Source organism: Rubneribacter badeniensis (assembly GCF_002899695.1).
Taxonomy (GTDB): Bacteria; Actinomycetota; Coriobacteriia; order Coriobacteriales; family Eggerthellaceae; genus Rubneribacter; species Rubneribacter badeniensis.
On record NZ_PPEL01000029.1, the window covers coordinates 1 to 12,326 of the forward strand.

Below are 12,326 nucleotides of genomic sequence, written 5' to 3' on the forward strand. Positions count from 1 at the left end.
GACCCCCCTATGGGCTCCCCCCCCCCTATGGGCTTTTCCTAGGGAAGGCGGGCGAGCACTTGCGGCTTGGGTGCGCGGCTGGCACCATGGCTGTATGGAAAACCGCCGCAGCAACCCCCCGCGCGCCCGCCGCGCGTCTGCCGATGCCGCTCGCGCATCGTCCGACTCGCGCATTCGTCATCAAACTCCGGCAAATGAAGCAGCCTCGCTTTCCCGGTCGGCTCTTCCGTCGCGTGCCGATCGCACGGCCTCGTCGTACTCGCGCTCGCAGGCTCGGCCGGATCGCAGCCCCACGCCGCGCCGCGTGTCGCGCGGCGAGTACGAGCGCGCCCGTGCGCACAAGCGCCGCCGCACGGCGTTCATCGCGCTGGCGGTGGCGGCGGTGCTCGTCTTCGGAGGGGCGGGTGCCGCGTTCGCCTACTACTCCGTCCTGTCGGGCAACTTGCACGATGGCGTCGACGACGATCTGCGCGCCGCGCTCGCGAAGACCGATCTCGTCAACGAGCCGTTCTATCTGCTGCTCATGGGCACCGACGGGTCGGACGAGCGCGAAGCGTCCGAGGAGTTCGCTGGCGACCAGTTCCGCAGCGACAGCATCATGCTCACCCGCATCGACCCGGTGAACAAGAAGGTGACGCTCGTGTCCCTGCATCGCGACACGCTGGTTGACATGGGCGAGTACGGTCAGAACAAACTCAACGCCGCGCACGCAATCGGCGGGGCGGCCCTGGCCGTAAAGACGGTGTCCGAGCTGGCGGGCGTTCCCATCTCGCATTATGCCGAGATCAACTTCGACGGCTTCAAAGACATCGTGGACGCGCTCGGCGGCGTGGAAGTGGACGTGCCCATGACCATCGACGACGCCGATGCGGGCGGCCATCTGGACGAGGGCCTTCAAACGCTCAACGGCGACCAGGCGCTCATCCTGTGCCGGTCGCGCCACGCGTACGAGCAGTACGGCGACGGCGACTCGTTCCGCGCGGCGAACCAGCGTCTCGTGCTGTCGGCCATCGCGAAGAAGCTGCTCGCCGCCGATGTGGCCACCATGGCCGGCACGGTGCAGGCGCTTTCCCAGTACGTCACCACCGACCTCGAGATCTCCGATATCGTCGGATTGGCCCAGGCCATGCAAGGGCTCGATCCGTCCACCGACATCTACTCGGCCATGGAGCCCACCACGTCCCAGTACATCAACAACATCTGGTACGAAATCAACGACGTCGACGAGTGGAAGAAGATGATGGCCCGCGTCGATCAGGGGTTGCCGCCCACCGAAGAGGACATCGTGGACGAAGGCTCGAACACTGTGCTGGCCACCACGGGCAACGGCGACGCGTCGGCCGTTGCGGACGCCGCGCAAGCCGCCAAGCAGCAGAACGCTGTGCTCGTGCTCAACGGCAACGGCACGCCGAGTGCGGGATCGGTGGCCGCCGAGCGCATCGAGGCGCTCGGGTACGAGGTGACGTCCGACAACGCGGACCATTTCGATTACGAGCAGACGCTTGTCGTATACGATGACGAGGGGCGGGTGGCCGACGCTCAGGCCGTGGCCGATGCGCTCGGCGCGGGAGAGCTCGTGCTCAACGACGGCACGTACGACACCGACGGCGGATTTGTGGTGATCCTCGGTTCCGATTGGTAGCGTCTGCGGCGCGGCAGAGAGGGCAGGCCGGTGGCTGTGGCAAGAAATGACCGAAATCGGCAAGTCCCCCCTCTCGCGGGAGGATCCGGGGAGGAGTGCGCCCGCAAAAGGCCAGGTCGCCTCGAAGAGGTCCTTGCGATGACCGGGCGATCTTTCCGAATTCGGGCATTTCTTGCCATCGCGCGTCCGTTGCGCGTTGAAACGGAATAGAGCGTCGGGTGTGATGGAGATGCGACAGGGGCGTTGCCCCCGTCGCTCTGGATGTTTCACGTGAAACATCCAGAGCGATAAAGCGATCTTCGGCTTCTGTCACGCCCCCTCTGTCACGTAGATTTTTGGGTTACGGGGCGCGCTGTGCGGGCAAACGCGATCTGGAGATACGTTCCGGCTTCCGGCTTCGCGCGGTGAAAATGCGGGTGAAACCTGTGTGCAAGGCGCGATCCGTGTCGCCTCGGCTCCATCCCTTTGTCAAACCAGCGCAAGCGTGACTTCGTCCGTGACCAAAGGGCGGGAATTTATCGTACGTCATCGCGTCGAATGTTTCACGTGAAGCACCCAGCGCGACAAAGCGGCAGAAGGGCGGGGCGACTGCCACGCTCCCCGTCACAGTCCAGGCGACCAATCGCCGAGCAGCAGCCCTTTCGCCACGCCGAGCACGAGGATGTGCAGGGGATAGTACGCGTAGAAGAACCATTTCATCGGGCGCCCGCGCGATCCGTTGTACGCCAGCAGAAGCGGGATGGCGGCCGTGCAGCCCACGAGCGGATACAGCGCGAATGGCAGAAGCGCCAGATCGAACGAGACCAGGTAGTCGGAAAGCGCCGGTAGGCCGGTGCCCAAAATGGGCACGAGCAAGGGCAGGATGATACGCTGGCGGCGTTCGGGAATCGTCTGCATCATGAGGATCATGAGCGGCCCGACGATCCCCCAGTCGCACAGCGCGCTGACTGCCGTGAGAGCCGCTGCGGCGATCCAGAATTGCACGCGATCCTGCATGCGGTCGCGCGCATGCAGGATCATCAAGCCTATGAGCAGCGTGAACAGCACATTGAAGTTGCGGGCCAAGAACAGCCCGTACGGCACTTGCGCCACGAGCGCGAACGCGAGCAGCCGCCCTGCGTAACGTTCGATGCTTGAGGTGTGGCGATAGCCTTCCACCAGCAGAAACGCCATGATGGGGAAGGTCAGCCCCCCTACTCCGAACAACACGCATCGCGCTTCGACGGGCAGGTAGGGGTAGAAGAGGTAGCATGCGTGGTTGAACGTCATTCCCACGATGGCCACAACTTTGAGCACGAAGGAGGAGAGCCCTGTGCGCGAGGGGTCGAGGGGGGATGCCGAGGCGGCGGGCGTGTCCGTGCGGGCGCTCATCGCTTTCCAGTATACTGCCTTTGCAAGATGCGTCGAGGCGAAAGGGGCGGTGGGGTCGCGCAGTGGGCACGAATTCTACAGCGGAGCGTGAAACGGAGCGGAAGCCGGAAGGCGGGGGCGCGTCGTGGCGCGCCGTCGTCGCGTTCGTTGCGGCCCTCGCGGCGTCGACGGGATGCTATTCGCTTGTGCCGAGCGGGACGCTTCTGGAGTCGCTTGCGCAGGGGGCGGTGTTGGCCGCGATCGCGCTTGTCGGCGTGGCGGCGTCCCATCCGGGCGCGTTGCGGGTGGCGACGCGGGTGCGGTCGGGTCGCGTCGTTCGTCCGGATCGCGCTGCCCGTTTGGGTCTATCGGGCCGCTGCGATGGTTCGGGCGCGTCGGAGGCGTCGAGGGGGTCGGGGTTGCCGGGTGTACAGGTGGTGCCGGGAACGAAGGAGGCCCCGGGTGCGCCGGGTGCATTAGGCGCGCGAAGATCAGTCGCATCGAACGCGTCGGGAACGCAGGAGCCAGACGCGCGCGTTGCGCCGGCTGCGCGCGAGGTGCCGACCGCGTCGCGCCCGTTGGGTGGTTGGGGAGCATGGACGGCGTACGTGCTGGCGGTGGCGGCTGCGGCCGGCGTCGCGTCGGTCGTCGTGCTCGCGCATGAGGCGGGTGCCGCGTTCGACCCGGCGTCAAACGCGCTGGGAGCGTCAGCCGATTCGGCGGGGGCGTCGGGCGTGCCGGCAGACGTGTTGGGAGCGGCATGGACGCTGGTGCTTGTCGCGCTGCTGTGCCTGTTCACCGGCGTGTTCGAAGAGGGCGTGTTCCGCGTGCTCGCGCTCGATGCGCTCTCGGCCGCATGCGGCGACGGCCCGCGCGGCAAGGCGAGGGCCGCGTTCGCCTCGGCGGCGCTGTTCGGCTTGCTGCACGTGTCGACCGGCGACGTCTCGTCGGTTTCGGATGCCGCATCCGGCGCGCAAGCGTTTCTCAAGCCTGTGCAAGCGGGTTTGTTCGGCCTGTTCATGGCTGCGCTATACGACAGAACGCGCAGCCTGTGGCCGCTTGCCGGAATCCATGCGGCCTTCAACCTGCTTTCCGTCGGGCCGGCGCTTCTGGCGGGAGACGTCCGGCAAACCTACGTGACCGGAAGCCTTCCGGATCTGGCGTTGCTGGTTGCCATGACGGTGCTGCTCGTTCCCGTTGCCGTCGCGGCTGTGGCGAGCATCGTCGGTGCGACAAGGGGGCGGGGTGTGACAGGGGGACGGGGATAATGTCGCATTCCGCAAGGCAACGAAGCGTCGTAAGTCTCTCGGGAATGTGACATTATCCCCGTCACGGTCAGTCGGCGCGGGCGCGTCCGTCAGCGGTCGGCGGTGAGGTAGGCGGCGTACATGAGGCGGGTGCGCTTGGCGTCGGGCTCGCTTCCGTCTCGCACGTGCAGGATGGAGCGGGCGCGCGAGAGGCCGAGCACCACCGACGACGCCAGAACCGCCTCGTCGTCGACGGAGCGATCCGGCAGCATCCGCTTCTCGGGATGGGCGGGCAAGTGCGCTCGCAGCGCATCCGCGATGACGCGCTGCACCGTCAGGAAGTCGCGCTGCCCTCGAAAGAACAGCTGGGGCATGGACGCGAGCACTTCGCGACGCAATCGCAAAACGTCGTCGTCGACGCTGGGGGACGCGTCTATTCCCAAAGCCTCGACGATCACGTCGAGATAGCATTCCTCGGGGTGCGCTTCGAGCAGCGCGAGCATGTCGTCGGTGTTGGGGAACGGCTCGACCCGTCCCCTGATGACGGCGGCCTTCGACGGGAAGTAGTTGAAGAACGTCTTTTTGGATATCTCGGCGCGGGCGCAGATGGCTTCCACGGTGACCGCGTCATATCCGTGCTCGAGCACGAGTTCCAGCGCCGTGCGTTCAACCGCGAGGCGCGCCTTGAGCTTCTTGCGGTAGCGCAGCCCTTCCTGCGTCGGCTCTGCCATGCTGGATGCAACCTCCCATCGAATCAACCTGCGCGTCTGCGGACGCCGCATGCCGCATCCGCAGACGCGGCACCGTTCGCCAGGGCGGGGCGGCGGTTGCGTCTTGCGCTTGGCGAGGGGCCGCATGCCGCGCGGTCCGTTCGGCGTCCTTTATTGTGTCGTTTCCGCGCAGCGTACCACAGTTTCATCCGTTGTATATTTATACTGGGTGTAAATTACACGAACTGGACGCGAGATGCCTCGGCCTGACCTTTCCGCTTGGCGGTCGGGCCGCTTCGCACGGCCGGTTCCACGGAGAGAGAGTTGAGGGAGCATTTGCACATGGGTCTTACACGCAAGCAGATCGTCATGCTGGCCGTGCTGCTGTTCGGCACGTTCGTCACGGTTCTGAACCAGACGGTGGTGTCTCCCGCCCTGCCCTCCATCATGGGGGAGATGGGCGTTGACGCCGCCACCGCGCAGTGGCTGACGACCGGGTTCACCCTGATGAACGCCATCATGATTCCCGTGACGGCGTTTTTGACGGATCGGTTCACCACGCGCCGGCTGTTTTTGGCAGCCATGATCGTGTTCACGGTGGGCACGGCGCTTGCCGGATGGGGGCCGAACTTCACGGTGCTGCTGGCGGGGCGTCTCGTGCAGGCCGCCGGCGCCGGCATCCTCATGCCGCTTGTGATGACCGTGCTCATGTGGACGTTCCCCGTCGACCGCCGTGGCACGGCCATGGGTGTGTTCGGCCTGGTCATCGCCTTCGCTCCTGCCGTCGGCCCGACAGTGGCGGGCATCGTCATCGACCAGGCGTCGTGGCACGACATGTTCTTCATCATCACTGCTTTGTGCGTCGCGGTGGTGCTCGTCGCGTTCTTCGTGTTGGAGAAGGGAGGCGAGACGAACAGGGACGCCGTGCTCGACGTGCCCTCCGTCGCCCTCTCGACGGTGGGGTTCGGCGCGCTTTTGTACGGGTTGTCGGCCATCGGTTCCTATGGGCTGTCGATCGACGCCGTTGCGGGCGCGCTCGTCGGTGTGGTGGCGCTCGTGTTCTTCTTCCGTCGCCAACTGAGCATGGAGCATCCCATGCTGCAGGTGCGCGTGCTGGCGAACCGCAAGTTCCTCATGGCCACCGTCATCGTCATGCTCGTGCAGGGCGCGCTTCTGGCCGGCGGCATTCTGGTGCCCATCCTGCTGCAGTCGTACATGGGCTATTCGGCCACGACGTCCGGCCTGGTGCTGCTGCCCGGCGCCATCATCATGGGCGCGATGGGACCCATCGCCGGGCGTCTGTTCGACAAGCACGGTCCGCGCGTGCTGGCCATCATCGGCATGGGGGTGCTCACGCTCACGACGTTCGCGTTCGCGTTCGTGGGGACGGGGACGGGCCTGGTCATGCTTACCGTCATCTACACCGTGCGCCTGTTCTCGCTGTCGCTGGTGAACATGCCCATCTCCACCTGGGGCATGAACGCGCTGCCGAACGACCTTGTGAACCATGGGACGTCGGTGCAGAACACCTTTCGCCAGGTGGCGGGGTCGCTCGGCACGGCCATCATCGTCTCGGCCTCCACGATGGTCACGAACGCCTCTGCGCCCGCCATGGGCGCTGAGGCGGCGGGCGTGTTCGGCATCAACATGGCGTTCGTCGTCGCGGGTGCGCTGTGCCTCGCCGGGTTCGTGCTCGTGCTGATCTTCGTGCGCAACAAGCCCGGCGATGCCGCTCAGACGGATGCCGACGGCGCGCGCCGGACGCTTCTGGAATCCATCATGCAGAAAGACGCCTACACTCTGCCCGACACCGCGACGGTGGCCGAGGCCATGCAGTTTTTGGTGGACCGGCGCATCAGCGCGGCGCCGCTCGTGAACGCCGAGGGCAAGGCCGTCGGATTCGTGTCGGACGGCGACATCATGCGCTACCTGTCGCGACGCGGGCAAATGATCATGGATCCGGTCGTGATGATCGTGCAGACGGTGGACGCGTACGCCGACAACTCCGATTTCGCGCAGAAGCTGCACAAGCTCATGAGCATGCGCGCGGCCGACATCGGGGCGAAGGGGCTCATCGCCGTGGACGTGCATGCCGACCTGCCGGAAGTGTGCCGCATTTTGGGCGAGAACCACTTGAAGAAGGCGCCCGTGCTTGACGACGGGAAGCTGGTGGGCATCATCAACCGCTCGGACGTCACGCGCTGGTCGATGGAGAAGTACCTTGACGATCGCAAGGGCGAGGGCGCTGTGCCGCCCGCGCCCGAAGGCGGGGAGGCTCGCTAGCCGGCCTCGCGCGGGGCTCGCGACGCGCAGCGGGCGCGAGGGCGGTGGCGAAGGGCGGTGGCGCGGGGGCGGTGGCGAAGGGCCGCCGCTTCCGTTTCTGCGCGCTCCGGCTCCCGGCGCTTTCGCGTCTTCGCGCTTCCGCGCTTTGCTCTCTGCGAAAAGCGAAAAACGCGGTCGAGAATGGCCCTTGCGTCGGATGGGCGGCTGAGGTATCATATCATCCGCTGTCGGCCCTGCCGAGAGCGAAGAGTTGCGGGCGTGGCGGAATTGGCAGACGCGTACGGTTCAGGTCCGTATGGGGGCAACCCCATGGAGGTTCAAGTCCTCTCGCCCGCACCATCAGGATGATAGAAAGGCCTCGAGTTCATACTCGAGGCCTTTTGCGTATCTCGTCCGAATTGTGCGCTCAGAGCGCCTCTTCTTCCTTGCGCATTGTCGCCTACGCGATGTCCACGAACTCGGCGCGGAACGCCTCCCAATCGTCCGACGGCTTGCTGGGGACAAGGCCGCCCGTCAGGGCGTGGATGGTGGCGTAACGGCCCGAGGTCATGCACGATCCGCACGACATGCCGCCCAGATACAGCGACCAATCCACATCGCCACAGATGTCTCCCGCGTTGAATCCGACCGAGTACAGCCCGGGGATCGGCGTACCGCCCTCGTCCACCACCTGGTAGTTCTCGTTCACTCTGATGCCGCCGCCCATCGCTGTGAGGCGAATCCACTGGTGAATGCCCCAAAACGGCGGCTCCGCAATGGGTGCCAAGTACTTGGATTGCTTGCCGAAGTCCTCGTCGATGCCCGTCTCGCACAGCTGATTGTACCGCTCGACGGTTTTCTTCAGCGCGTCGGCGGGGATGCCCAGTTCGTCTGCGAGTTCGTCAAGCGTGTCGCAGCGATGCGTGTCGATGAGGTCCTTGACTACGCCCTTCGGGTTCTCCACGGCGCCGGGGATGTAGTTCTCCATGAGCTCGACGGAGGAGGGAGAGTAGCCCCATGCTTTCGCCGTCTCGAAGTACGCGTTGTCGAAGATTCGGCAGAACTTCCCCGGATCCTCTGCGTTTTGGAAGCGCAGCGTCTCGTCCCAGTAGTGCATGGGGATTTCCTCGTTCATGAAGCGCTCCCCCTCTTCGTTCACTGCGAGGAAGGGAATCCCCGTCATAGCCATGGGCGCGGCATCCATGTCGTGCATCTGCTTGCTGTGGCCAACGGGGGTCATTGTGGCGCCCACGCCCATGGCCATAAGCATGCCGTCTCCGGTTTTGTTCATCTGCTTTTTCGTGAACCTAACGAGGTCGGGCGCGTATTTCGACAGCATGCTGTCGTTGTTTTGGTAGTCGCCCGTGGCCAAGATGACGGCTTTGGTCGCATTGAATTTGATGTAGCCTTCCTCTCCGTCGCCAATGACGGCCGTCACGCGCTCCCCGTCTTTCACCAGCTGCACGCCCGGGGTGCGGTAGAAGAACTCGGCGCCTTTCGAGGCGGCGTACTCGGCCAGGGCCTTGACCAGGTTGCCGTTGTTCTCCGGCTTCACGCCGAAGGCGTTGCGCATGGTGGTGACGTGGCTGCCGTCTGCCGTCTCGGTGCGCGTGAGCTTCGACTCGTACGGTGGATACCCCGCCTCCTTGCCCATGCGCGCCATCCACATGGCCGTCTCGCCCGAGTGCTCCGCGAAGAACCGCACGAGATCAAGGTTGACGCGATAGCTGCACGCCTCGCGGTAGCCCTGTATCCAACGAAGCAGTCCCAGGTCGGTCGTCTCGTCGAGGATGACGCCCGACGATCCGTTGCCCTGCGAGATGGGGGTCGATTCTTTCTGCAGGCACGCGACGGTGGCGCCCTCTTCAAGTGCGGTGAGAACCGCTGGAAGCCCCGAGGTTCCCGCGCCCACCACCACGATGTCGTACGTCTTCTCGTCCGCGAATTCGGTGATGGGCTCGGCGATGGCGCTCGATTGCTCGAAGTCGCTTGCCGTCGTTCCCGCAGGGTACGAGAAGCCCCCATTTCCCCCGGCGTGCTGCTCGGCGCCGTTGGGCGCGGCTGCGCATCCCGCCAGGCTCGCTCCGAGCGCGGCGACGGTGCCGGCGGCTCCCAAGACCAGGCTTCCCTTGATAAATCCCCGTCGATCCATGTTCGTGCTCATGTTCGTATCATGCCCCTTTCTTCTGACTGCCTTTGCATTGCGTCGCCTTTGAGGTGGAGGTGCCTGTCGGGGTGGTCGGCCGCTTCGCGTCGCGGCGTTGGGTCGACCGCCCTTTCGTCTGCCCCCCTCTCTGCGCAGTGATCGCGCGGCGGCGGTGCGGGTTTCATCATCGTCGTGCGGTCGCTCTCCGTCCTCGCATAAAAGGAGCGAATCAGCCTGAGCGACGACCATAAAAGAAGGGATTTTCACGCAAAACGTCCAAGGGTCGGACTTCGCAGCGTCGCCTTGCGTGCGGTGTGAGGAGGCTGCTGTATAATCGCGGCAGCATGCCGGACGGCGAGAAGGAACGGGGAGGGGAGTGTGGCCAAAGGCGCGTTTCGCATACCGGGCTTGAACGAGTGGCTGTTCGTGATTGGGCTTGCCTGCTATTGGCCAACGTTTCGCAACAGCTTCTTCGGCTTGGTGTTCCAAGAGGGTAACGAGGGCTTTGGGCGCCTCGATGTGGAGTACCTGCTGTTCTTGGGCCTTGTCGCTCTGTGGTGCGGCGCATGCCTGGTTCGACCTCGCCTTGTCGACGGGATTCTTGGCGCGCGGCGTTTCGCGGTGTGCGGTCTTTGCGTGCTGGCCTCCGTTGGGATGTCGCTGATCTACTGCGCCGACGCGTTTGGTTTGCCCTGGTCGGTGTCGTGTGCGGGGGTGGTCTTATCGTCCGTGGGGTTTGTCGTCCTCACGTTCGCATGGTCGAACGAGGCTGCTCGGGCGAGGAGTCGCAACCTGTTCTTCAACATTGCGCTCTCGTTTCTGCTGAGTTTCGTCCTCTCGCTCACGAGCCTTCTTCCCGGCCCGTTCTCTCTTGTGCTGCCGTTTTTCTCTTGGACGGTTTCGGGACTGGCGTATGCGGCTTATCGCGCGCCGCGTGTCGACGGTCGGGCCGCGCCGGCGTCTGCTGCGCATGCGTGCGGCAATTTGGCCGCGCGCATCGGCTCTGCTCGCGTTGCGCTCAGCGGGCTCGTCGTGTTGCTCATTGCGTTTTTGGTGATCGGGGCGTTCGTGAGGGGCTTCCTCTATCTGGGAACCATCGCTTATTCGTCGGAGCAGACGACGTTGTCAAGGCGTGTCGTGTCGTTTGCGCTCGCGTTTTTGGTCGTGGTCATCGCATACCGGGCCGATTCGGGGAAGCCTCCCCTGTTCTGGCTCTGGACGCTTGTTTCCCTCGTTTTCTTCAGCGGGCTTTTCCTCATTGCGGCCGCGTATCCCCTCGTGCCTGATTTGGCGGGAGGCGTTGCCATTACGGGGCGCACGTTCGTGTCGTTCTTCCTTTGGGTGGCGCTTGTTCTGACCGTTCGCGAACGCGGCAGACACTTGCTCGTGCCGGTTGTCGGGACGCTGTTCATCATGGTCGAATGCGCCTCCGGCTTCTGCAGCTATTTCCTTGCGCCCGAGATCGCGCGGGCAATCGATCTCCCGATATCCGTGTATCTGCCGTTTTTCGCTCTGCTGATAGCGTTCATCCTCATTTCCAGCACCATCGTGTTTCTTGCATTGCTGGCGAATAGGAAGCTGTCCGAGCCAGCGGATGCGCCCCGCCTCACACGCGAGCAGGCGTGCGCCGTCTTGGGGGAAGAGCAGGGGCTGACTGCGCGCGAGGTTGAGGTGATGGAGCGGTTTTCCCAGGGCAACAGTCTGAGGAAGGTTGCCGAAACGATGTTCATCTCCACGAGCACGGCGCAGTCTCACGTCAAGAGCGTGTATCGCAAGTTGGGCATTCACTCAAAGCAAGAGCTGATAGATCTTGTGAGCGACCGCATGGGAGGGCGCGTGTGAGCGTTCGCGAAGGGCTGCGCACCGTCTTCGCGTTGGCCTCGCGCGCAGGGCTCGCTCCGCGTGTTGCTGACGCGCTGCTCGTTGGGGGTGCCGTGCGTTGCCGTTGCGCCGTGCGTTGCCGTTGCGCCGCTCGCTGGGGAGGGGTTGTCGCTCGCTGGTGTTGTGGAGCTGCGAACTGGAGGCTGCCGCCGCATCGCCCCTGCGCTGCCGCCGTGCGCTGAGGGGGGGGGTTCGCGCGTTGCCGTCGTGCCGCAGCCGCGTGTCGGAAAGGGAGCAGCTGCCCTTTTCGCACGCATCCCCACACGCTCGTGCTACACTTCCCTCATGACTTCCTACACCACCATAGCCGGTCGCGCCGTCGCCGAGATCGAAGAGAAGAAGAGCCGCTTCATCGCCAGCCTTGCGCATGTGGAGACGGAGGAGGAGGTGCTTGCCTTCCTGGACGAGGTGCGCGCAGCCAACCGCATGGCGCGCCACAACGTGTACGCTTACGTGCTGCGCGAAGGCGGCGCGGGCGCGACGGGACGCGTGCGGTACTCCGACGACGGCGAGCCGCAGAAGACCGCCGGGCTGCCCACGCTCGAGGTGCTGCAGCATGCGGGCCTCACCGACGTGGCGGCGGTGGTCACGCGCTACTTCGGCGGCGTGCTCCTGGGCACGGGCGGGCTTGTGCGCGCGTACACCCAGGCCACGCAGGCAGGCGTGGAAGCGGCCGAGCTCGTGGTGGTGTCGCGTTGCGTGGACCTGGAGGTCCGCACGTCCTATGCGCGCTACGAGCAGTTGACGCGCATCGCGGCCGATTGCGGGGCGAAGGTGCTCGACACGGGGTTTGCCGACGAGGTGACGCTGAGGCTGCGCATGCTCGACGGCACCCAGGCGCCGCTGCTCGCGAAGCTCACCGAGCTCGAACGCGGCCAAGAGCGCGTGCGCGTGAGCGATCCTGTGGACGCGGCGTTCTGAGCCGCGTGGCGGTTCCGGCGGGTATTGCGCGCCGCGGCGTGCGGCGGGGAGCGGCGCGTGCGCGAAATCTGCGTGATTTTGGCCACGAAACCGCGTTCTGGCACGGATCGGCCCCCTTGGGCACGCGTCCGAAACTCGCGACCTGGCCTTTTGTCGGGGACGTCCTC

8 protein-coding genes and 1 tRNA gene are annotated in these 12,326 nt (G+C 65.1%); 6 read left to right on the forward strand and 3 right to left on the reverse strand.

Annotation, left to right across the window (positions count from 1 at the left end; genetic code table 11):
- The first annotated feature begins 304 nt into the window (after window positions 1-304).
- The gene (locus tag C2L80_RS06390) at window positions 305-1,642 is read left to right on the forward strand and encodes an LCP family protein (protein ID WP_087198605.1); all 1,338 of its coding nucleotides are present in this window, start codon (window positions 305-307) and stop codon (window positions 1,640-1,642) included.
- A 603-nt stretch (window positions 1,643-2,245) separates the two neighbouring features.
- Here C2L80_RS06390 and C2L80_RS06395 read toward each other — a convergent pair.
- Complete coding sequence (locus C2L80_RS06395; protein WP_103262866.1) at window positions 2,246-3,013, reverse strand: TraX family protein; 768 nt, start codon at window positions 3,011-3,013, stop codon at window positions 2,246-2,248.
- A 62-nt stretch (window positions 3,014-3,075) separates the two neighbouring features.
- Between C2L80_RS06395 and C2L80_RS06400 the strand changes: the two genes are divergently transcribed.
- Entirely contained in the window at window positions 3,076-4,260 is a 1,185-nt protein-coding gene (locus tag C2L80_RS06400) for a CPBP family intramembrane glutamic endopeptidase (RefSeq protein WP_239938756.1), read from the forward strand.
- Window positions 4,261-4,349: 89 nt separating this feature from the next.
- Here the strand turns inward: C2L80_RS06400 and C2L80_RS06405 are convergent, their stop codons facing one another.
- A complete protein-coding gene (locus tag C2L80_RS06405) occupies window positions 4,350-4,970 on the reverse strand; it encodes a TetR family transcriptional regulator (RefSeq protein WP_103262867.1) in 621 nt (206 codons plus the stop codon).
- A 321-nt stretch (window positions 4,971-5,291) separates the two neighbouring features.
- On the opposite strand from C2L80_RS06405, the gene C2L80_RS06410 reads away from it, so the two are divergent.
- Both C2L80_RS06410 and C2L80_RS06415 read left to right on the forward strand, forming a co-directional pair.
- Window positions 5,292-7,232, forward strand: coding sequence for an MDR family MFS transporter (locus C2L80_RS06410; protein ID WP_103262868.1), 1,941 nt, complete (start codon window positions 5,292-5,294; stop codon window positions 7,230-7,232).
- A gap of 252 nt (window positions 7,233-7,484) precedes the next feature.
- A tRNA-Leu gene (locus tag C2L80_RS06415) sits at window positions 7,485-7,571 on the forward strand.
- A 100-nt stretch (window positions 7,572-7,671) separates the two neighbouring features.
- Here the strand turns inward: C2L80_RS06415 and C2L80_RS06420 are convergent.
- Complete coding sequence (locus C2L80_RS06420; protein WP_092200533.1) at window positions 7,672-9,375, reverse strand: FAD-dependent oxidoreductase; 1,704 nt, start codon at window positions 9,373-9,375, stop codon at window positions 7,672-7,674.
- Between the two features lie 360 nt (window positions 9,376-9,735).
- On the opposite strand from C2L80_RS06420, the gene C2L80_RS06425 reads away from it, so the two are divergent.
- Complete coding sequence (locus C2L80_RS06425; protein ID WP_103262869.1) at window positions 9,736-11,199, forward strand: helix-turn-helix transcriptional regulator; 1,464 nt, start codon at window positions 9,736-9,738, stop codon at window positions 11,197-11,199.
- Between the two features lie 324 nt (window positions 11,200-11,523).
- Complete coding sequence (locus C2L80_RS06430; protein WP_087198613.1) at window positions 11,524-12,159, forward strand: IMPACT family protein; 636 nt, start codon at window positions 11,524-11,526, stop codon at window positions 12,157-12,159.
- Window positions 12,160-12,326 lie beyond the last annotated feature (167 nt).